This window comes from Sphingobacterium sp. G1-14, assembly GCF_002196555.1.
Taxonomy (GTDB): Bacteria; Bacteroidota; Bacteroidia; order Sphingobacteriales; family Sphingobacteriaceae; genus Sphingobacterium; species Sphingobacterium siyangense.
This window is the reverse complement of sequence record NZ_CP021381.1, coordinates 1,019,342-1,042,589: the sequence shown is the minus strand read 5'-3', so window position 1 is coordinate 1,042,589 and position 23,248 is coordinate 1,019,342. Positions and strand designations below refer to the sequence as shown.

Below are 23,248 nucleotides of genomic sequence, written 5' to 3'. Positions count from 1 at the left end.
TAGTAAGATACAAAAAAAGCCTTCCAATTTTCATGAAAAGCTTTTCTCTATCGTTAATTACTAATCTTACTCTTTTTCTACTTGCATGTAGTTTAGTTCAAGTGGCGTCTTACGACCGAAGACTTTCACCATCACGATTAATTTCTTTTTATCTTCGTGGACTTCTTCGATTTCTCCGGTAAATCCGTTGAAAGGACCGTCGTTGACTTTCACTGTTTCACCCACATAGTAAGGAACGTTAATGGTTTCACCTTGCTCGGCCATTTCATCCACTTTACCTAGGATACGATTTACTTCTGCTTGGCGCAAAGGAACCGCGTTACCAGCTTTATCGCCCAAGAAACCAATTACACTATTGATATTTTTGATGATGTGCTCTAACTCACCGTCAAGAGCTGCTTCTAATAAAACATAACCAGGATAGTAGTTACGTTCTTTAGCAACTTTCTTACCATCGCGCATCAAGTAGTATTTTTCCATTGGAATCAACACCTGAGGAATCAAGTGCTCAATACCTAAACGGCTAACTTCGGCATCAATATATTGCTTTACTTTCTTTTCTTTACCACTTACAGCACGAACTACGTACCACTTTAAACCTTGATCTGCCATAAATAAATACGATTGAAAAATTAAGAAGCAATACCGTACAAGAATTCTAACCCTACGCTTGAAGCTTTATCCATTACAAAGACAACCAATGCAATAAGAAGAGACGCAACAAGCACAATAACAGCTGAACTTTGTAACTGAGACCATGTAGGCCAAGTCACTTTCTCAGTGATCTCTACATAAGAGTCTTTAAAAAAATCAAGTACTTTTGCCATTTTAGTTTATCTGTTTTTATAAGCACGGGCACCAGGACTCGAACCCAGACCAAAGGTTTTGGAGACCTTCGTTCTACCTTTAAACTATGCCCGTGTATTTCTTATTTTGTGATGCAAATATAGTGTTTTAAACCACTTTCTGCAAATCTTTTTTCACTTTTTTTTATTCTAATCCGATAAATCGCTTATCGAAAAAATAAGCTAATCAACCTCAGTCGATTAGCTTATTCTATGTGATTCTAAATCTTTATTAAAGACTAGATAATTTCAGTTACCTGACCAGCACCTACTGTACGACCACCCTCACGGATAGCGAAACGTAGACCTTTTTCCATTGCAATAGCAGAAATTAATTTCACGCTGATTGTAACGTTATCACCTGGCATAACCATTTCAGTACCTTCTGGTAAAGAGATCTCTCCAGTTACGTCAGTTGTACGGAAATAGAATTGAGGACGGTATTTGTTGAAGAATGGAGTGTGACGACCACCTTCAGCTTTTGACAATACGTAAACCTCAGCTTTGAAATGATCGTGAGGAGTTACTGAACCTGGTTTACAGATAACCATACCACGTTTGATATCAGTTTTCTCAATACCACGTAACAATAAACCTACGTTATCACCAGCCTCACCGTAATCTAAGATTTTACGGAACATCTCAACACCTGTTACTGTAGATTTCAAGTTCTCAGCACCCATACCTAAGATCTCAACTGGATCACCAGAGTTGATTACACCTCTTTCGATACGACCTGTAGCAACTGTACCACGACCTGTGATCGAGAATACGTCTTCAACTGGCATCAAGAAAGGTAAGTCAGTCAAACGTGGAGGAATTGGAATGTAGTTATCTACAGCATCCATTAATTCCATGATTTTCTCAACCCACTCAGGCTCACCGTTCAATGCACCTAAAGCAGAACCTTTGATTACAGGGATATCATCACCAGGGAATTCGTAGAATGATAATAACTCACGAACTTCCATTTCAACTAAGTCTAACAACTCAGGGTCATCAACTAAGTCAGTTTTGTTCATGAATACTACTAACGCAGGAACACCTACTTGGCGAGCCAACAAGATGTGCTCACGAGTTTGAGGCATAGGACCATCAGTCGCAGCAACTACGATGATAGCACCGTCCATTTGAGCAGCACCAGTTACCATGTTCTTAACGTAGTCAGCGTGACCTGGACAGTCAACGTGTGCATAGTGACGGTTAGCTGTAGAATATTCTACGTGTGCAGTATTGATTGTGATACCACGCTCTTTTTCTTCAGGAGCAGAGTCAATTGAATCAAATGAACGAGCTTCTGACAAACCTTTATCAGCCAATACTTTAGTGATAGCAGCTGTAGTTGTAGTTTTACCGTGGTCAACGTGACCGATAGTACCAATGTTTAAGTGTGGTTTACTACGGTCAAATTTCTCTTTTGCCATGTTTATGCGAATTAGTAATTATAAATTATTTCTATTTGTTATATACTCTTGCTTAACTTTTACACAAGTACGAGCCAAAGATGGGATTTGAACCCACGACCTCTTCCTTACCAAGGAAGTGCTCTACCCCTGAGCTACTTCGGCTTACTAAAAAACCTTATTTACGTATTAATGCCCCCACCTTTAGATACATTATTATCAAAGAAGATAGAGACTAAATTTAATACTTGAAAAATTTGAGCGGAAGACGAGGTTCGAACTCGCGACCTATAGCTTGGAAGGCTATCGCTCTACCAACTGAGCTACTTCCGCTTAATAATTAGAAACTAGAGTAAATCTAACACCCTAATTAAAATAAAGTGTGGAGGGAGAAGGATTCGAACCTTCGAAGCCGAAGCAACGGATTTACAGTCCGTCCCATTTGACCGCTCTGGAACCCCTCCAGACCTGTAACTTTCGTTACATTTAGAGCCTCTTATCGGAATCGAACCAATGACCTACTGATTACAAGTCAGTTGCTCTACCAGCTGAGCTAAAGAGGCTTCTAATATCTTTATTTAAACTTACATTCTATCAACGTCTGACCAAGTATTTCCACCTTTTCAGCGAGTGCAAATATCGAATTTACTTTTGATTTCTGCAAGTTTATTTTTTATTTTTTTTCATTTAAAGAACTAAGCAAACTTTCGTTGTTTTGAACCGTTGTTCCCTTGTTTGCTGATGCAAAGATAGACACAAAACTCACTTTACAAAAATATTTGTCAAAAAAAAAAGACAGTTTTTGGCAATTATACTGATATGCAGCACAATAATTTTTGGTTGCATATTTACCTGTTTTGGTTATTTGGCTAATATACTATCTTTGGGCATGCAAATTTTACCGCAATCACTTTCAAAACTTACCCGATACTCCGTACTATTTACGGTACTTTTAATGGGATCGGCCGAATTGAAAGCTCAAAATATTATTCAAAAATTGAGTAAAAAATTTCTTTCCGCTGAAAGAGATTCGACACGTTCCGGTAGTTTTATGGTTTTACCGGCCGTTGGTTATGCGCAGGAAACGGGAGTTGAATACGGCCTGGCGAGCGCGTATAATTTTTATCTGGACAAATCTGATCCCAAAATCCGCACCTCCACCGTCACGGTCATGGGAACCTTTACATCCAATAGTCAGTCCAACTTCAAACTGCAGACCGATCTTTGGACTAGAAACAACGACTACCATCTGATTAGTGAAATACGCTACCGTAATTGGCCCTTTAACTATTATGGCGTCGGTATGGACACTTGGAAAGCCGATGAAGAACGCATTGATCAAAAATTATTTCGCGTCAAACTCGAAGCTGAGAAAAAAATCAGCAACAACCTGTATTCGGGTATCAACATTCAATACGATAACTTCACCATTCGTAGCGACAGTGCCGATCGCATTTTCAATCATTCCGATCTTATTGGAAAGCATGGCGGACAACAGCTACTCATAGGTCTTTCGCAATTGTTTGACAATAGGGACAACGTTTCTTATACAACAAAGGGGTATTATGCTAAATTGCGGCTGGCCTATGCTCCAAAGTTATGGACAAGTACTGATTTTACGGGGGCAAACCTCGATGTAGATCTCCGTGGCTTTATTCCACTGCACAACCAAGTCACGCTGGCTCTGCAAGGAATCTTTCGTTCCACATTTGGAAAAACCGTCCCATTTTACAACTACCGTGAGCTCGGTGGAGACATGATGATGCGCGGTTATTACCTCGGACGTTATCGGGACAAGAATTATCTTGCCTCACAGGCTGAACTGCGTTATCGCTTTCATCCACGCTTTGGCATCGTTGGATTTTCAGGACTCGGATCGACCTTTTCCAAGGAAAATAGCAGCCGATATGTCGCAAGTTATGGTGGTGGTTTACGCTACTTCTTTAGTCTCGAACACAATAGCAGCATACGCTTTGATTATTCCTTTGGCGAACAAAGACCCGGTGAAAAACGACAGTCGGGTTTCTATCTGTCCCTAAGTGAAGCTTTTTAATAAACAAGAGCATCCATATAGGCATGGATGCTCTTGTTTATTCTTGCCTAATGACATCCACCTTTTCCTTTTTCCCCTCCTCTCCAATTCCCTCAACTTCAGCTAAAATAGTTGATGCCCAACGGAACGCGGTAGATGACTGACCATCGACATTCAAAAAGAGGTCGGAACAGAAGGCTAGATCGGAACAGAAGGCTAAAATCGAATCAGAAAATTCTCTTTTCGCTGTCCTTTTCTAAAGTAAACCAACCCAATTCGGTATAGATCTATCGTAACTACACTATGATCATCCTCCTTCAGCCTATTCCAATAGGCTTCCCTTTTCACTGATAAATGGGGCTCGTTTATAATTAATAGATCTCGATCCCCAACATTTCCCAAAAAATTCAGGTCAAGATCGTCCTGGTCAATATAATAAATATGTCGGTACGCATAACGTCCACATTGGTCGTGCAAAAGACTCCTATAACTTTCGCGCGGCTGATCGGCCCAATAGCTAAAATTGTCGTAAGCAAATGTCCTTAATAATCGATCGATTAATGCATACTTTTTCTGTTCTACCTTGCTCTCGTTTTGAATAGTTTGTGGTAATTCTGAAACGCTCCCTTTGGATGTCTTTTGATAAATTACTTCGTCTACCAATTTATAAACAAAAGGAGAATGGGTCCCATGGCGACTATGGGATACAAAATAATGTCGCCAATACTTAAGCATGTAGTTCATTTCGCTGCAAACATCGCTAATTTTTATGATTTTTCACATGGAACATTAGGTTTTAGTTTGCGGGAATGATCCCCCTAAAACTGGAGAATAAAAACACTTCCTTCTCCTTCCGTACTATTGAGGAAAATAGTTCCCTTGTGCAAAAGCATAATCTGTTTGCTCAGGGTAAGGCCGACCCCTGTACCCGTCTTCTTCGTTGTAAAAAATGGTGTAAAGATCTGCTCCTGAAGATCAGCAGGAATTCCTGCCCCGTTATCTTCAATCCGAATCTGCACCTTTCCGTCTACTTCAAGAGCAGATAAACTAATATAGGCTTCTTCCCTATTTTTAACCGCATCTATTGCATTCAACATTAAGTTGATAATAACCTGCTCGATCAAATTAACATCTGCAGATAAGATTAGCCGTGTATTTTTCAGAATAATATCGACATCAATATTTTTCTGGATCAAGGTTGGTTCAAGCAGCTGATAGATATGCTCAAATAACTGCGAAATCTGGATCGGCGCTAGCTGAGGCTGATCGACTTTATTGATCATACGATAACTCTTCGCAAAATGTAAAAGTCCTTCGCTACGACGTTTGATGGTGGAAATACCTGTTTTTAGATCATCAATATCTTCAGCTCCTTTAAAATGGTCCAAACGACCGTTTAAGGTTTCAGCAAGTGAGCTGATCGGAGCGATGGAATTCATGATTTCATGTGTCAGTACACGTAATAATTTATGCCATGCCTTTGTCTCAGTCTCATCAATTGCTTCGTTGATATTTTGGTACACCACAATGCGAAACAAAGCTTCCTGTGTCTCAAAGCTTGAGCTCTGAATCAATAATTTTATTTTTCCTTTACTTGACTGAACGGACTCCATTTGCTGCTGTCCATTTTCAAGCAACATGGTTTTTTCATAAAGATCATTGTTTTTTTTCTTCAATCCAGTGATATTTCCAAGGTGTGGCAAATGAAATAGCTGTTTGAAAGCTTCATTTACCCACATGACCTTACCACTATCCATCTCATAAAAGATAATCGCCGAATTCAGCATATTGATCACACGATCCAGGTATTGGTGCTGAATCTCCTGCTTAATGCTGATCTCCTTATAAGTCTCGTTGATCTGATTAAAGGCCATAAAAAGCTGCCCTTCCACTGACTTTGTATTTTTCACCAAGAAGCGTCTGGTAAAGTCGCGGTATTTGACCGCTTCGGAAAATTCAATCAGCTGCCTGGCCAAAAAATTATACTGTGCATATAGGTTAAAACCCAGGTATAGCATCATACAAAAGATCAAAGCCGCCTGTACATATTCTCTTTTAAGTAGCAAATAAGCGCTCACAAGTGCTGCTACCAGCAGTAAGATAACCTTGATTGCATTTAAGATTTTTCCGTGCCTCATCGACTAAATATCATATTTCTCCAAACGTCTATAAAGTGCCGCCCTGGTAAGCCCTAATTCTTTTGCGGCTTTACTGATATTTCCGTTATAACGTTCAATCGCCGATTTGATTGCTTTACGTTCCAATTCTTCCAGATTTTGACTGCTGGGACTGGATTCGACAACGCGGTTATCTATTTGTTGTTCTATTGGCGAGAAAAAGAGGTCATTTCCAGCTATACTGAGCTGATCAGCCATAATAACAGCACGCTCGATGCTGTATTGGAGTTCTCGGACGTTGCCGGGAAAATGATACGCACACATTTTTTTAACCGCATCCGGTTCAAAGCCTTCAATCCGCTTATTGTATTTCTTCGAATAGATATCGAGAAAATGATTAGCCAATAGCTTGATATCCTCTCCTCGTTCACGCAATGGCGGTACCTGAATTTCAACGGTATTGATCCGATAAATTAAGTCTTTTCGAAAACGGCTTTCATCTGCGAGCTGTTTCAACGGAACATTGGTTGCTGAAATCAAGCGTATATCCACCGATATTGGTTGATAGGAACCCAACGGTGTAACCTGTCTATTCTGCAGTACGGTTAACAGTTTGGCTTGTTGCTGCAAAGAGATATTGCCAATTTCATCGAGGAACAATGTTCCCCCATTTGCAGCTTCGAATCTACCTTGGCGGTCTTCACGTGCATCTGTAAATGCGCCCTTCTTATAACCGAAAAGCTCACTTTCAAATAACGTTTCTGTCAGCGCCCCGACATCAACCTTTACATAAGTCCGATCTGAACGTAAGGATCTTCGCTGAATGGCTTGAGCAATCAGGTCTTTCCCGGTCCCATTTTCACCTAATATTAATATATTCGCATCTGTGGGGGCAATTTTCTCCAATTTATATTGCAATTCGTCCATAACAATGGAATTACCAATCAAATCAGGACTGCTCCCACTACTGAGCAAGGAACTTTTACTTTTCTTTTCTTTATTTTTTGATTCGGCAAGAGCGCTTTCTATCGTTGCCAATAATTGCTCATTTTCCCAAGGTTTCACGACAAAATCCGATGCTCCCTGTTTCAGCGATTTTACAGCGAGATCAACAGCTCCATAAGCGGTAATCATAATGACATGTACCTGTGGAAACTTTTCTTTGATCCGGGACAACCAATATAATCCCTCATTACCGGTATTAATCGTACTTTTAAAATTCATATCTAAAAGCACCAGATCATAAGGTGTCTTCTCCAGATGTGCTATTAGATTCTCCGGATTGGGTTCAACTTGAATATGACTAACTTTAGGTTTAAGCAAGATTCTTGCCGCAGTTAATAAGTCCTGGTCATCATCAACGACTAAAATAGATGCTTTTTTCATACTTCCTGACTTCATTGAAGATACTAAGATAACTATAAATTCAACGAGCCTGCGTAATAATCATTGATATATTTTTGCAGCAGCCATTCATACTGTTTGACGACCAATTGAATCTGGCTGTTATCGAATTTATTTTTTGCGGTCAAAAAAATCACTGAATTACTGTTTCCCAATTCGAAAACTACCTTGGCAATACGAAAAGATTCCGCGTAGTTTTCATTTTGACTACGTAATTGTGTAATCATGTTACTTGCATTCTGCAAGTTAAAAACCGCATTGGACGTCGCCGACCGCAAAACATTTTGTTGGATCTCTTTTTGAAATCTAGCCGTCTGCAGATCTAATTTTGCCAAGCGGACGTTGTTATAAACTTGCAAATGATTAAAAATCGGAACAGAAAGATTGAGAGAAATATACTTTCCTACGTTATTACGCATTTGTGACCAATACGTTCCCTGAATCCCCAATTTAGAATAATTTGACCCTAAACCAGCGCTCAGACTCAATGACGGATAATAGTATGATTTTGCAATCTTAATATCCCGCTCCGCCACTTTGATCCGATAATCCAGCGCCTGTATATCGGGCAATTGATCAACGGCCATTTCATAGAGCTGTTTCGCATCCAGTCGTTGCCCGCTTTCTTTTATTCCGAGGTTATCCAATTCGCCCAATTGATTTTCATCCATATTTAGTAAGGCAGCAAGCTTCACGCGGCTACTGTATAGTAACTGACGATTATTTTCAATCGTGTTGACATCATTTGCCAGTTGTCCTTTCAGATCAAAGTAATCCCCAGGATTAATTGCACCTTCCTTATGCATACTCTCCGCACGTCTGACCTGTTCTCGGGTTACTTCAGTCTGCATTTCTGATTGCCGCAATATATCCTGAGCAGTTAAGCTTTGGATATAAGCGGTAATAACGTCCAGTTTTAACGCATTAATCTGCGTATCAAAAGTCAATTTACCGGCAGTCTTTGCATCAGCACGCATCCGGATATCGTGAAATAAACGGAACCCTCTAAATATTGGAAGGCTTGCGCCCAAAGAAAAATTTCCTGTTGAGTTGTTGGATGAAATATATTGAAGGGTCGAATTATCCTGAGATCTTCCTGATGTTAGGCTATGTTGTAGGCTTGCATCAACATCGGGAAGTCTATTCGCTTTAGCCTGTGCTAAATTCACCTCCGCACGCCTCACATCGAGTTCATTCTGCAATAAGGTTGGATTGACCTTTATTGCCAACTGAATACACTCAGCTAAGCTCCGCTTGGTAATTTGTTTATCGTCGACCGCTGCAATTGTTGCTGTCCCAGCCACTCTTTCCGTTAGTCGCTGCTCCGTCTGTTGCGCCCCTGCCTTGGCATAACTCAATAAAAAGCATAATGTACTATATATATAGACTCTCTTCATATCCATTTTTTATTTTCTTGCTGACCATCGCCATGCCAAACAACAAAAACACTAACTATCAAATAGATACAAAAAAAATATTTTCAAAAATGTTCATTAATGAACAGTCGGTGTGCGTAGTTGGACAATAGCAAAGACAAACTGTATAAATAGCAGAATAATTCAAATCAAGTTCGATATTTATTCTTCCATTCAATGGATATCAGTCGGAGCTTGTTCGGACTTTTTTCGGTCACAACCGAAGAAGCACCGAAGAAGTACCGAACAAGCACCGACTAAGCACCGACTAAGCACCGAACAAGGGTCGAGTAAATAACGAAAGTAATATAGTTGTCTTATACTGAAATAGGTTTACATTTACCGAACAGATTACTATATAGATTTTACATCCTATTTTTTCTACTGGATTTGGTTGTCATTGTCCGTTTTCTGACTGTTATCGGTTGTCCTTTCCCTAACCACAGTTTCCCTAGTTTTGCTGCGGAACTTTTTTGACTCAGCGTTACGTCTTTGAAACATTTTGGGAACTTTTTGGTTCTGCAATTGCTGATGTGCCTGCTGGGGAGACATCATATTGCAGGACATATGTGGCCTAAAATGATTGTATATATTGACTGCCTTGACCAGCTGTGCAAGTGCCGTTTTGTAGTCTGGAAAGGTCTCAGCCATGCGATATTCGCTTTTTAGGATGCCATTTAGCCTTTCTGCCACGGCATTGTCGTACGGGCTTCCGGATTGTGTCATGCTTATTGTAATCCTATTTTCCTGCAATATAGTGACATAATTTGTACTGCAATACTGGATGCCGCGATCGGAGTGGTGGGTCAGATCGCTCTGTGGATACATTCTATGTGATATTGCCATCCTGAGCGCTGATATACAGGCCTGTGCTGTTGGCCTGTGCGTAAGTTTGTAGCCCACGATCTTTCGGGAATAGGCATCTGTGACCAGGCACAGGTAGATCCATTTGTCCCGGATGCGGATGTAGGTGATGTCACTTACCCATATCTGCTCGGGACGCAGGGCCTGCCTGCGCTGCACAAGGTCGGGCCACTTTTTGAAACGGTGGTCGGACTGGGTGGTGATGGCATACCTGCGTTTGCATTTGACCAAAAGGTCATTTTCGCGCAACAGTCTGAAGAAAGCGTCCCTTCCCAGTCCAACCATCGCACTACCCATTTCTTTGACCAATATGCTGCGGAGTTTAAGGGTACCCATGCGATGGGAGTCCTTCCGAATTTCACGTACCCGCGCCAGCACAAGCCCGCTGCGAACGGAGTATTCCTGTTCTCTGCCCATATATTTATAGTAGGATTGCCTTGTTCTGCCAAATAGTCCACAAAGTCTGGAGACCGAAACATTCTGGTAACACGACTTCATTTCTTGGACGATTTGGCCCCAGACTTTTTTACAAAATCAGCCCCATGGAGCTCCTCCGCTTTTTTGATCAACATCTCCAGGGCAGTAATTTTGAGGTTCGCCTGGAAGAGTTCATCCCTGAGATCCTGCTCATTTTTCACCCCAGTGTCTTCTGGCTCAACAGTCTGGGAAACTTCCAGCTCCAGATTGTTTTCCCACTGCTGGTACCATTTCATAAAATACCGCGGAGTGGCTTCCCCCGGAAGATTGTACTTCTGGGCAAGTTGCGAATAACTCAGCTTGCCGGCAAGGTATTCTCTGGAAACGAGGATCTTGAAGCTATCACTGTAAACTTGCTGTCCCCCTGATTTACGTTTTGTCATACGCTTTTTCATAATATTAAATTTAAGATTTTAATATTCGGTTTTTGTAAACCTTTTTCAGGAATGGACAAGTTAAATCCTTAATTTTAACAGACCACTTTTACCAACCGTTATAACCGATCGACCAATATAGCTACCTACCCCCTTCCCTAATTTACACCAACAGAGTAACCCCTGCTCCATCGGAATTAATGTGCATCACCGCAGCCAGATTATATCTGCCAAAAGCGCTTCAGTTGACGCTCTAAACAGCAAAAAACTTCCAGTTGTACGCCTTCGTACAAGAAGTGTCCGCTATCGAACACCAAGCTTAAAACTAAACAAAACAAGAACCTATCAATCAATAATTTACATTCTTGGCACAGCTTTCATAGTTATATACAAAATTGATATTAAATTATGGACAGACCTTTAGAAAAGAAGAAGTGGAATAGCAAACGTATCATGACTATTGTGGGGGTTGCTGGCTTAGTTGGATTGATCAGCGCCAGTTTCTATTTTACCTCCGGCAAAAGCAAACTGAATGTTGAAGCTGACCGCATCTCTATTGTCGAAATAAAAAATGGAAACTTTCAGGAATTTATCCCTATAAATGGTACTGTACTTCCTATTAGCAGCATATACCTCGATGCTTCTGTTGGTGGACGCGTAGAAGAAAAGTTTGTAGAAGATGGCGCTATCTTAAAAAAAGGGGATGCAATCATGCGTCTTTCCAATACCGATCAGGAGCTTACCTTGGTACAACAAGAAACACAAGTGCTGAATCTATTGACACAGTCCCAAATAGCGCAGACCAATGCACAACAAGCATCGATTAACAACCGCAACCAAATGGCTGATGTAGAACAAGCTTATCGTGAAGCTGAACGAATCTATACCTTAAATAGAAAATTACTCGCTGAAAAAGCCATTGGTACACAAGAGTTCGAAAAATCAAAGAACGAATACAACTATCAAAAAGAGCGGGTCAACTTGACCAAACAGATCCTAAAACAGGACGAAATCTCCAATGCGCAAAAAACTAATCAGGATAAGCAAACTTATCAACGTACACAGAGTGCATTGGAACTGATGAAAAGAAAAATTGATGATCTGATCGTTAGAGCGCCTGTTGACGGACAATTGACAGCTTTCGATGCAGAAATCGGACAAAACAAAAATGCCGGGGAACGGTTGGGACAAATCGACGTTTTGACAGGATTCAAAGTGCGTGCTGATATTGACGAACATTATATCAACCGTATTTTCCCAGATCTACAAGGTGAATTTTCTATCGGTGAAAAAACCTACAAACTCCGTATCAAGAAAGTCTATACACAAGTCACCAATGGTCGATTCCAGGTTGACATGGAATTTATCAATGATGTTCCAAAAGGGATCCGTCGTGGACAAACTTTGCAGATACGTTTAGCGTTAAGTGACGAGACAAAAGCATTATTACTGGCAAAAGGAGGATTCTATCAACAGACCGGTGGTAACTGGATTTTCAAATTGGATAAAAATGGAAGCACAGCGTATCGTGTGGATATCCAACTAGGAAGACAGAATCCGGAATATTATGAGGTCATCAAAGGTCTACAACCGGGAGATAAAGTTATTGTATCGAGCTACGAGACGTATGACAAGGTACAGGAGCTGAATATTAAAAAGTAACATCATACAGCGGTTATCGATAACATCAGGTCTGTCGATAACCGCTTTTATCATACGACCATAATTATGATTAAAAACTTTATTAAAACCGCACTTCGTAACCTTTGGAAAACCAAAGGTTACAGCTTTCTAAATATTTTTGGACTGGCGGTCGGGATTGCTGCGGCATCGTTGATTTTTTTATGGGTTGAAAATCAGTTGAGCTTCAACGATAATTTCGCCAACAAAAAGGATATCTACATTGTCAAATCAAAACAGACATACGATGGAGCCACCTATGTATTTGAATCTACCCCAGGACCCTTTGCCCAAAGCATAGCGAAAGAAATCCCAGGCATCAAGCATGCAGTACGCATAAGCTGGAATTCGCCAATGCTGTTTTCCGTCGGAGACAATAATATATTTCAAAATGGTGTATATGCCGATGGAAGCATCGCTGATGTGCTATCCCTTGCATTTCTTGAAGGGGATCGAAAGACTGCCTTTGATCAGGTCAATAACATTGTATTATCAGAAACTGCAGCGAAGAAATTATTTGGCAACCGTCCTGCCTTGGGAAAAACCGTCAAAACAAACAATAGTGAGCCATTTATTATTGCGGGGGTAATCAAGGACCTCCCCAAAAATAGCAGCTATGATTTTCAATGGCTCATCCCTTTCAAAAAATTTGAAGCAGGTCAGGATTTTCTAAAAAATTGGGGGAACAATAGTGTTCAAACCCTAGTTCAGGTCGAAGATAATGCCAACGTCGATCAGATTAACAAGCAGATGATGGATTTCGTCAAACACAAGACCAATGGTGAAGTCACTTTTTCACAGAATTTCCTCTATCCAATGGAACGTTGGATTACCTACAATCAGTTTGATAACAGTGGTATTGAAAAAGAAGGTGGCATTAAAAATATTCGTCTATTTACCTTTATCGCTTGGGTTGTCTTACTGATCGCCTGTATCAATTTCATGAATCTTGCAACTGCAAGATCTGAAAAAAGAGCAAAAGAAGTTGGAATGCGCAAAGTGGTTGGTGCAAGTCGCAAATCGCTCATTATGCAATTCTTGGGAGAATCCCTTGTTTTGGCAATTATTTCCTCTCTTGTTGCTATATTGCTAATCTATATCTTCATCAGGCCGTTCAACACCATGATAGGCCAGAATCTTCAGGTTAATCTTTTAGCCCCCTCACACCTGCTATTTTTAACGACAATAACATTAGCATGTGGATTATTTGCAGGTAGCTATCCCGCGTTTTTCCTTTCGGCATTCAAGCCGCTTTCAACGATCAAAGGAACGAAACAGAAGGCCGGTAGTGGAAGTCTCGTCCGTAAAGGGTTGGTCATCCTGCAATATACAGCCTCAGTTGTGTTAATTATCTGTACCATTATCATCTACCAACAGATTCAGCACAACAAGAACAGAGATCTCGGTTTTGATAAGAGTCAGGTGTTGACTACAGCGCTACAAGGCGATATGGGCAAACATCTGCCGCTCATTAAAAATCAATTATTAGCAACAGGAGTTGTGCAAGAAGTCGGTGTCAGTGACATGAGTATCCTCAATATCAACTCCAATACGTCCGGTTTTAGCTGGGAGGGAAAAGATCCAAATGCCAGTATTTTGATTGGTATGTTACGTTCTGATGAGGGCCTTATTCCAGCTTTAGACTTAAAGCTTTTTGACGGTAGAAACTTTCATCAAAATTTTGTAGGCGACAGCACATCGGTTGTCATCAACGAAGCATTTGCAAAACTGATCAAAAAAGATGGCCTTGTGGCCGGTAACATCATCAGCTACGGTGAGGAAAAGTTTACTATCGCCGGTGTCGTCAAGAACTTCGTTTATAACAATGTGTATGCCGATCCTGAGCCGATGCTGTTTCTACCAATGAATAGAGATAATGGGATCATGACCATTAAGACAAAGGCTGGAGTAGATTTACCAGATGCCATTCAACAAATCGAGAAGGTCATCGTCAAAAATAACCCAGGCTTCCCTTTTGACTATAAATTTTTAGATGATAGTTTCAATAATAAGTTTAAAGCGGAGCTTTTTGTACAGCAACTATCCAGTGTATTTGCACTGATGTCTATCATTATATCCTGCTTAGGTCTATTTGGTTTAGCCGCCTTTGCAACAGAGCAACGCGCAAAAGAGATCAGCATTCGTAAAGTCTTGGGCGCCTCTGTTTCGGGACTTATCCAAATGCTCAACCGTGAATTTGTCATTCTTGTAGCAATATCATGTATCATTGCCTTTCCTATTGCATGGATGATCATGAGCAAATGGCTAACTAATTATGCACATCATATCGATATTTCCTGGACCATTTTTATCATCAGTGGTCTGACAGCTATTATCATTGCCCTATTGACCATCAGTTCACAGGCATTTAAAGCAGCGATAGCCAATCCGACAAAGACTTTAAGAGATCAATAAACACTAAAAAAGAATTTAATAACAGAAATAGTAACTGTCCAAAGCAATTTCGCCAAGGATACAAAACATAAAAACCATGAGCACAAAAAATATGATCAAAATCACAAATCTTCAAAAGTATTACCGCACAGAAGAAGTTGAAACCGTCGCATTAAACAACCTCAATATCCATGTCAAAGAGGGAGAGTTTGTTGCTGTAATGGGGCCTTCGGGCTGTGGGAAATCGACTTTACTCAATATCATTGGTCTATTGGATGATTTGGATGAAGGAAGCTATCTATTCAACGAGATTGAAGTTGCCAAATTCAAAGAACGCGGTCGCTCAGATCTTCGCAAACATAACATTGGTTTTGTGTTCCAGAGCTTCAATTTGATCGATGAGCTGACCGTATTTGAAAACGTGGAACTTCCACTGGTTTATACCAATGTTCCAGCAGCAGAACGCAAAAAACGTGTAGAAGAAGTTTTGGAAAAAGTGCAGATCATGCACCGTCGCAATCACTTCCCACAACAGCTTTCCGGAGGTCAACAGCAACGTGTGGCTGTCGCTCGTGCGGTTGTCAATAATCCCAAACTGATCCTTGCCGATGAGCCTACAGGTAACCTCGATTCCAATAACGGTAACGAAGTTATGCAACTCCTGACTGAATTGAACGAGGCCGGCACAACCATCGTCATGGTAACACACAGTGAGCACGATGCAAAATTCTCTGATCGTGTAATCCGCATGCTAGACGGACAAGTGATTATGGAAACAACTTCGGTATAAGACAACTCATATATAACCAAGATATTAATCCTAATAACCTATAGATGATGAGCACGATTAAATTAATTTTCAGACAATTATGGCGCAACCGTCTTTTCACATTTTTAAATGTATTTGGGCTTGCCATCGGAATAAGTGCCTGTTGGCTAATTTTCCGTATCGTCAATTATGAATTTAGTTTTGACCAGCATCATCCGGAAAGTGAGCAGATTTACAAGGTCCATACCTCCTATGAGGAAAAGGATAAATTAGATCATTTCGATGGTGTTCCCGCACCATTACCGGCATATATCAAGGATAACTTTGTCAATGTTGAACTGACAGTACCCATCTTTAAACAATACTTCGAGCGTGTCAGTAATAATGGCGGCGCGCAGAAAATAGAGTTTGAAGATCAGCCCGAAATCATCGGTACCACGGGAGACTATTTCAAAATGACACCTTATGTTTGGTTAGCTGGCGACCAAAGGAATATACTAAAAAATAGCCATGAAGTCATCCTGACAGAATCGCGGGCTAAATTGTATTTCCCAAACACGTCAATAGACCAAATCATAGGACAGACCTTATCCTATGATAGTACATTATACAATGTCGCCGGTATTGTAAAAGATCTAGCTCATCCAAGCAGCTTTTTGGGTAAAGAATTTATCCGGATTCCAGAACAGGAATGGAATAGCACAAACTGGAACAATTCAAATTCCAATTGGCAGCTCTTTATTAAGGTAAAATCATCGGCTTCCCTTCCTAACCTCATAAAGACAGCCGACAAAAAGGCGTATGAGATGACACATGCTGAATTTGACAAGTTTGGATTTAAAATGCATGTAAATACAGTTCCTTTAAAAGACTTACATTTTACTTCTTATGCGCAAAATAATGTTGATCAGAAAATAATGTACGGTCTTATCGGCATAGGTATATTTTTGCTCTTACTCGCCTGTGTCAATTACATCAATCTCGCTACAGCCCAAATCCCACAACGCGCCAAGGAAATTGGTATCAGAAAGACATTGGGAGAAAGCCAGAAAAGAATTACAAAATCCTTTCTGCTAGAAACATTTTGCATTACGGCTTTTTCGGTGCTTTTATCTTGGCCTTTACTTATTCTCATTCAAACAGTTTTAGCCGCATATATTCCCGATCAGCTCAAGCTATATCCAGATCCCTGGGGTGTATCGCTATTTTTAGCAACACTTACAATTACGATTACTTTAATTTCCTCAGGTTATCCGATTTTATTGACAAACAAAGTCAAGATTGTTGAAGTCATTAAAATCTCGAATGCGCAAACGCTCAAATTTGGCAATCTTTCTTTTCGAAAAATGCTCATTGTTTTTCAATTTTTGATTGCCCAGCTATTTGTTATTTCAACTTGCATCATTGGTCTACAATTGAAACATGCACTACAGAATAACTACGGCTTTGATAAGGATGCGATCATTACCCTACGTTTTCCGAGTAAAAGCTATCAGGACAGTAATGTTGATCCTTTTGTTTTCAAACAAGCGATTAAGCACATCGCAGGTGTTGAGCAGGCTTCCTTGGGGCATCTGCCCATGAGTAACGACCATTGGGGAAATGCCTTGTTTGCCAAAAGTGATACGGGACAGTTACAAGCCGATGTACAAATGAAATTTGTCGACCAAGATAACTTTAAGCTCTATAATTTTAAAATGCTTGCTGGCCGCCCGCTGCAATTGGCCGATACGAGCACAGGCATCGTGTTAAACTTAGCCAGCGTTCAAAAATTAGGTTTTAAATCTGCTGAAAACGCTGTAGGGAGCTTTGTTACGTATACCGACAAACAGCGCCAGATTGTGGGGGTAACCGACAATTTTCACACAAAAAATCTCCATGCAGCCATTCAGCCTGTCGTTATGCTAAGTTCCGTTAAAAAATGGGAATTAAACAGACTAAGTGTCAAACTCAATAATAATTCAGCTACCTGGCCCGAAACATTAAAGCAGATTGAAAAAGAGTGGCAAAAATATTATCCAAAAGCGCCATTCAAATATGATTTCTATGATCAGCAAATCAAAGAACTCTATAGCAGTGATCTAAAATTCTCGAAGATCATCAATCTATTTACATCAACGACAATTCTCATCAGCTGCCTGGGATTGATCGGACTGGTTACCATCACGACGGTACAGCGTACAAAAGAAATTGGTATTCGAAAAGTGTTGGGAAGTACGGTACTGGGGATTATTGGATTATTATCAAAAGATTATATCAAACTTATACTCATTTCTATTTTGATCGCTACCCCAATTGCTTGGTGGACGATGCACAAATGGTTGGATGATTTTGCTTATAAGATAGATCTATCCTGGTGGATGTTTATCATTCCAGCTGTAGCAACCCTACTCATTGCATTTTTTACAATGAGCTACCAATCCATAAAAGCAGCGCGTGCAAACCCAGTAAATAGTTTAAGAGATGAATAAAATAGTAAATAAGCTCAATAGTGATCAAGGAGAATGATGGGAATCAGTCATGATCCCATCACAATCCTTGTTTTGAATAAAGCGCCACAAGGAGTGACAAAAAAACAAAGTTAATCAAAGAAAGCCTATCACCATGATAAAGAACTATTTAATAACCGCAATTAGAGAATTAAGGAAACGGAAATTCTATACCGCGATCAATATATTAGGTCTGTCGGTCAGCCTTACTGCCTCCATATTAATTATTTTCTGGGTACAGGACGAAAAGAGCTTTGATAAATTCCACCCAGATTTTGAACAGATTTACAAAGTCAATTCTCATTTGGATCCCGAGCACAACGGTTCGATATGGGGGACATCTCCCGGGCCTATAGGAAACTATGCACAAAATGTACCGGAGGTAGATTACGCAACGCGTGTTTCACAGGATTACAATACCACGTTGGTCAATGACAAACTGAAACGTCCGGTAACTGATATGAACATCTATTATGTAGATGGTAATTTTTTCAAGATGTTTCATTTCCCCTTGAAAGAGGGCTCGCTTGCAGGTTTTCAGGAAAATTATAAACAGGCACTTATCACCCCATCAACTGCTGAAAAACTTTTTAGTACGCAAAAAGCCATTGGAAAAACTTTCCGTTATCAGAAAGATCTCTTCACCGTAGCAGGTATCCTAAACGATGTTCCACAAAACTCCTCCATGCAATTCGATGTCGTTATCCCACTGGGGTATCATGCACAGCGGTTTACAAACTGGGGCGGCAACGGTAAATGGAAAACAATAGATGAAGATATGGGCAACTATAGTTTTTCAACGTATATTAAAGTCAAACCTCATGCTTCTGCAGCACTTATCGGAAAATCGGTCACAGACACTTATACCAAAGCCCGCGACGGTGAAAACTCGACTATATTTGTTTTAGATCCACTCAAAACCATGCATTTAATCGCTCCTGACGGAAATAAATCGACACTTCGCATGGTTCAGATTTTTGGGATCATTGCGATATTGCTCCTAGTGATCGGTGCGGTAAATTATGTCAATCTAAGTACTGCAAGAGCATTGGATCGGGCGAAAGATGTTGGTATCCGTAAAATAATCGGCGCCAACCGTCTCCATTTATTCCTACAATTTATCACCGAAACTGTTGTTGTATTTCTTTGTTCACTACTGATCGCTTTCATCCTTATCGTGATCCTTCATACCGGATATAATCAGATCGCACAAAAATCAATCAGTCTAAATTTCCATAACACGACGATATGGCTGTATATTGGGGCAGCAATTATAGGCACATTGGGACTGTCCAGTATATATCCTGCGATACAGCTTTCCTCGTTCAATCCCATTCATTCGTTAAAAGGAAAATCAATAAAAGGTGTTTCCTCGAATACCATGCGTAAAATATTGGTGGTTTTCCAGTTTACACTCTCCGTAACGCTAATTGTATGTACGCTGATTATTAAAAAGCAATTGGACTTTATCCAAAAGATCAATTTGGGGTATGATAGAGATCATGTATTAACACTTGGTCTTCCTGAGGAGGCTTACAAACATATGGACGCGATACGTGCTGAACTAAAAAGCAATGAGGCGATACAAGGGGTTTCCCTATCAAGTTTATACAACATGACCGATTTTGGAAATGCCACGGGCGATATCGATTGGCCCGGCAAGTCCAAAGACAACAAACTCATTGTTGCTCAAGCGACCATCGATAAGGATTTTATTCCTTTGATGAACATGCAATTCCTCGAAGGAAAAAACTTTAGCGGAATGCCGGTTGATTCGTCCGGCTATATCATCAACGAGACTTTGGCGAAACAGATGGGATTAAAACCGCCGTACGTGGGATCCAATATGAGTTTCCACGATTTCCCTGGACAAATTATCGGTGTTGTGAAAGACTTCCACTTCAAATCCATCAAAGATAAAATAGGCCCAATGGTCTTCTGGACGCGCTGGGGATCGGGCACACTTTATGTTAAAACGAGTACGACAAAAGCCCCTGAGGCCATTAAAGTTTTAGAAAAGATCTATAACCGCTATCCATCAGACGCCCCTTTCAAATATACTTTCATTGATCAGCAATTTGATAGTCTATATAAATCCGAGCAGCGCACAGGTTTGTTGTTCAATATTTTCGCTGGCATCGCCATTTTTATATCTGCTTTAGGTCTGTTTGCGTTGGCAACTCACGAAGCGCAAATGCGTGTAAAGGAAATCGGTATCCGTAAAGTTCTTGGCGCTAGCACCTTTGGAGTCGTCCGTCTATTGGGGAAAAATTTCGTGATACTCGTCTCCATTTCCATTCTGATTGCCTGCCCTATTGCAGTTTACCTGATGAAACAATGGTTAAGCAATTTTGCCTATAAAACAGATCTAGAGGTGCAAACATTTGTCTTCGGTGGTATCTTGGCCTTGCTGATCGCCATTTTCACCGTCAGCTATCAGGCTGTTCGGGCAGCTTTATCCAATCCCGTAGATAGTTTAAGAGACGAATAATAAGAAAAATACAGTAAAAGTGGATTAAACATATTGATACACTAAAACTAAAGAATAAAGCGATGATCAAGAACTATATAAAAATAGCCTGGCGCAATATCTCCAAAAATAAAGGGTATTCAACCATAAACATAATTGGCTTGGCAATAGGATTAGCCTGTTGCCTATTGATAGCAATTTATGTGCAAAATGAATTGTCATACGACAAATATCATGTGAATAAAGATCGAATTTACCGCATCGTCCATGACTATAAAGATGTAAGCAGCACAGAACAGCATCAAATCTGGGGCAATGGTCCAATCGGTGAAGCCATCAAAGCCGATTTTCCTGAAATCGAAAAGGTCGTTCAATTTTCAGGGCAAACGTCTATCCTGCTCAAACAAGGCGATAAAAGATTCCAGGAGGAAAATGTATTTTTCATGGACTCTACTGCATTTGATGTCTTTAGTTGGAAGGTTTTAGCCGGCGACCCGCATACAGCCTTAAAGAATGCCTATTCTGTCGTATTAACAGAAAGTACCGCTAAGAAATATTTCGGAGATCAAAATCCCATTGGCAAGACGCTTGAGGGAGGTTTAGCTGCTGGTCGTGCCGATGCAGGTCTATATACTGTAACGGCAGTAATGGCCGATGTCCCCCCTAATTCACACTTTACGTTCGATGCATTGCTCTCGATGAGTACATTCCGAAAAGCACGGCCGGACGTATTTAATAAAGAAGGCTGGGATTATGTAGACTTCTACACGTACTTTCTCGCTTCAAAAGACTTTGATCCTGTAAAGTTCGACCAGAAAATACCGAAGTTTCTCAAGCGGCAACTCCCAACAAATGAAAACCCAAATGCAAAATACAATTTCCATATCGAGCCACTTCTGCAAGCTTACATGCACTCGTCTGCGGATCGTCAACCCGGTACCAATGGAAGCTATCAGAATTTATACATATTCAGCATTATTGGCGGATTCATCTTACTGATCGCCTGTGTGAACTTTATGAATCTGGCTACATCAAGGTCAATGGAAAGAGCAAAGGAAGTCGGCGTACGAAAAACCATAGGAGCAAGCAAAAGCAATCTGATCTTTCAGTTTATGTCTGAATCATTGGTTCTTGTATTCGTCAGTAGTATTTTGGCGATACTGCTCGTTATGGCCTTTCTCCCCTTTTTGGAAGCATTCTCGGGCAAACACCTCAATTATTCGTCCCTGAAAAATGGGACGACCTGGGCAATATTCCTATTCACCACCATTTTTACGGGACTTCTTGCTGCCAGCTATCCCGCGTTGATTCTAGCAAATTTCAAACCGATTGCAGTACTTAAAGGAAGTTATAGCAACAGCAAAGGGGGTACATTATTACGTCGCGTATTAGTTGTTTTCCAATTTTGCCTTTCTATTGCGCTCATTGCAGGTACAGTCGTCGTCTTTTCTCAACTAGATCAATTACAGCACCGAGATCTTGGATTTCAAAAAGATCAACGGCTTGTGATAGATTATAATTTCGATGATAAGGTAAACAATAACCTGGAAGCGATAAAATCTACACTAGCAAAAGATAAAGATGTATTGTCTGTCACGGCATCACGTACGGTACCGGGAACATTTTTTCCAAATGCAGGAACAGAAATCATGTCAGCAAACGGAACGATGAGTCAATTTGCTCCTTTCTTATATGAAGTCGATGTTGACTTTATTCCTAATATTGGTCTGCAAATGGCCGCTGGGCGTGCCTATTCCAGGGATTTCCCAGCGGATACGGCCCATTCACTTGTTATCAATGAATCTGCTGCAAAACAATGGGGCTATTCAAATCCACAAGATATTATTGGCAAGCAATTTCGTCAATGGGGAAGAGAAGGAACGGTTATCGGTGTAGTGAAAGATTTCAATTACCTTTCTTTACACCGTAAGATTGAGCCTTTAGCTTTGCGACTTGAACCAAGCAGCAGCCGCTATTTAACCTTAAATATCCAACATGTAAACCAGCCTGAGACCGTTGCCAGAATCGGCAAGCTGTGGAATGAACTTGTACCAAACCGTCCATTTTTATATAGCTTTCTTGACGACAATTTCAATCGTCAATATGAAGCGGATTTTAATTTTAGAAGACTTTTCACAGCCTTCTCCGGACTGGCACTTTTTATTGCCTGTTTAGGTTTATTGGGACTTGTTACATATACAGCCCAACAGCGTACCAAAGAAATCGGCGTACGGAAAGTTCTCGGTGCATCCATCTATAATTTAATCCTCCTACTCTCTTCCGACTTCATCAAGTTATTGGCTGTAGCTCTCCTCATCGCGACACCGCTATCTTGGATGGCGATGAGAAAATGGCTTGATAACTTTGCGTATCACATTGAACCACAATGGTGGATGTTTGTCTTTGCTGGTTTTGCTACAATCATTATCGCATTAGTAACGGTGAGTTTTCAAACACTCAAGGCTGCCAAGGCAAATCCTGTAGATAGTTTAAGAGACGAATAACAATATAATTT

Annotated in this window: 16 protein-coding genes and 5 tRNA genes; 7 read left to right on the top strand and 14 right to left on the bottom strand. The window is 40.5% G+C overall.

Annotated features, from left to right (window positions below; all coding sequences use genetic code 11):
- Positions 1-66: 66 nt before the first annotated feature.
- The 8 genes from nusG to CBM24_RS04425 form a co-directional block, all read right to left on the bottom strand.
- Complete coding sequence (gene nusG, locus CBM24_RS04460; RefSeq protein WP_046672242.1) at positions 67-612, bottom strand: transcription termination/antitermination protein NusG; 546 nt, start codon at positions 610-612, stop codon at positions 67-69.
- 20 nt (positions 613-632) lie between these two features.
- Positions 633-827, bottom strand: a complete 195-nt coding sequence (secE, locus tag CBM24_RS04455) for a preprotein translocase subunit SecE (RefSeq protein ID WP_028072657.1) — start codon at positions 825-827, stop codon at positions 633-635.
- A 23-nt stretch (positions 828-850) separates the two neighbouring features.
- Positions 851-921: transfer RNA gene (locus CBM24_RS04450), tRNA-Trp, on the bottom strand.
- 163 nt (positions 922-1,084) lie between these two features.
- Positions 1,085-2,269: an elongation factor Tu gene (gene tuf / locus CBM24_RS04445; RefSeq protein ID WP_075991174.1), complete on the bottom strand. Its 1,185-nt coding sequence runs from the start codon at positions 2,267-2,269 to the stop codon at positions 1,085-1,087.
- Between the two features lie 72 nt (positions 2,270-2,341).
- Positions 2,342-2,413, bottom strand: a tRNA-Thr gene (locus CBM24_RS04440).
- Positions 2,414-2,508: 95 nt separating this feature from the next.
- A tRNA-Gly gene (locus CBM24_RS04435) sits at positions 2,509-2,581 on the bottom strand.
- Positions 2,582-2,631: 50 nt separating this feature from the next.
- A tRNA-Tyr gene (locus CBM24_RS04430) sits at positions 2,632-2,712 on the bottom strand.
- 26 nt (positions 2,713-2,738) lie between these two features.
- Positions 2,739-2,811: transfer RNA gene (locus CBM24_RS04425), tRNA-Thr, on the bottom strand.
- Between the two features lie 326 nt (positions 2,812-3,137).
- Here CBM24_RS04425 and CBM24_RS04420 point away from each other — a divergent pair.
- The gene (locus tag CBM24_RS04420) at positions 3,138-4,301 is read left to right on the top strand and encodes a BamA/TamA family outer membrane protein (RefSeq protein WP_088160335.1); all 1,164 of its coding nucleotides are present in this window, start codon (positions 3,138-3,140) and stop codon (positions 4,299-4,301) included.
- Between the two features lie 195 nt (positions 4,302-4,496).
- On the opposite strand, the gene CBM24_RS27675 is transcribed toward CBM24_RS04420, so the two are convergent.
- From CBM24_RS27675 to CBM24_RS04390, 6 genes are all read right to left on the bottom strand, one after another.
- Positions 4,497-5,015 (bottom strand): hypothetical protein, encoded by a 519-nt coding sequence (locus CBM24_RS27675; RefSeq protein ID WP_088160334.1) that lies wholly within the window; start codon positions 5,013-5,015, stop codon positions 4,497-4,499.
- 83 nt (positions 5,016-5,098) lie between these two features.
- Positions 5,099-6,418, bottom strand: coding sequence for a sensor histidine kinase (locus tag CBM24_RS04410; protein WP_070566275.1), 1,320 nt, complete (start codon positions 6,416-6,418; stop codon positions 5,099-5,101).
- A gap of 3 nt (positions 6,419-6,421) precedes the next feature.
- Positions 6,422-7,783, bottom strand: coding sequence for a sigma-54-dependent transcriptional regulator (locus tag CBM24_RS04405; RefSeq protein ID WP_070566332.1), 1,362 nt, complete (start codon positions 7,781-7,783; stop codon positions 6,422-6,424).
- A 32-nt stretch (positions 7,784-7,815) separates the two neighbouring features.
- A complete protein-coding gene (locus CBM24_RS04400) occupies positions 7,816-9,198 on the bottom strand; it encodes a TolC family protein (RefSeq protein ID WP_198386035.1) in 1,383 nt (460 codons plus the stop codon).
- Positions 9,199-9,597: 399 nt separating this feature from the next.
- Positions 9,598-10,578, bottom strand: a complete 981-nt coding sequence (locus CBM24_RS04395) for an IS3 family transposase (RefSeq protein ID WP_157698357.1) — start codon at positions 10,576-10,578, stop codon at positions 9,598-9,600.
- A complete protein-coding gene (locus CBM24_RS04390; RefSeq protein ID WP_075993755.1) occupies positions 10,575-10,952 on the bottom strand; it encodes a hypothetical protein in 378 nt (125 codons plus the stop codon). The genes CBM24_RS04395 and CBM24_RS04390 overlap by 4 nt, the downstream gene beginning before the upstream one ends.
- A gap of 387 nt (positions 10,953-11,339) precedes the next feature.
- On the opposite strand from CBM24_RS04390, the gene CBM24_RS04385 reads away from it, so the two are divergent.
- The 6 genes from CBM24_RS04385 (at position 11,340) to CBM24_RS04360 (ending at position 23,237) form a co-directional block, all read left to right on the top strand.
- On the top strand, positions 11,340-12,593 hold the full coding sequence (locus CBM24_RS04385; protein WP_088160332.1) for an efflux RND transporter periplasmic adaptor subunit: 1,254 nt from the start codon (positions 11,340-11,342) through the stop codon (positions 12,591-12,593).
- Positions 12,594-12,659: 66 nt separating this feature from the next.
- Positions 12,660-15,026: an ABC transporter permease gene (locus tag CBM24_RS04380; protein WP_088160331.1), complete on the top strand. Its 2,367-nt coding sequence runs from the start codon at positions 12,660-12,662 to the stop codon at positions 15,024-15,026.
- Positions 15,027-15,117: 91 nt separating this feature from the next.
- Positions 15,118-15,795: an ABC transporter ATP-binding protein gene (locus CBM24_RS04375; protein WP_046672289.1), complete on the top strand. Its 678-nt coding sequence runs from the start codon at positions 15,118-15,120 to the stop codon at positions 15,793-15,795.
- Positions 15,796-15,839: 44 nt separating this feature from the next.
- Positions 15,840-18,245 carry an ABC transporter permease gene (locus tag CBM24_RS04370; RefSeq protein ID WP_088160330.1) on the top strand — a complete coding sequence of 802 codons (2,406 nt, stop codon included), beginning with the start codon at positions 15,840-15,842 and terminating at the stop codon, positions 18,243-18,245.
- Between the two features lie 133 nt (positions 18,246-18,378).
- Positions 18,379-20,754, top strand: a complete 2,376-nt coding sequence (locus CBM24_RS04365; RefSeq protein WP_088160329.1) for an ABC transporter permease — start codon at positions 18,379-18,381, stop codon at positions 20,752-20,754.
- Between the two features lie 62 nt (positions 20,755-20,816).
- Positions 20,817-23,237 carry an ABC transporter permease gene (locus CBM24_RS04360; protein ID WP_088160328.1) on the top strand — a complete coding sequence of 807 codons (2,421 nt, stop codon included), beginning with the start codon at positions 20,817-20,819 and terminating at the stop codon, positions 23,235-23,237.
- Positions 23,238-23,248 lie beyond the last annotated feature (11 nt).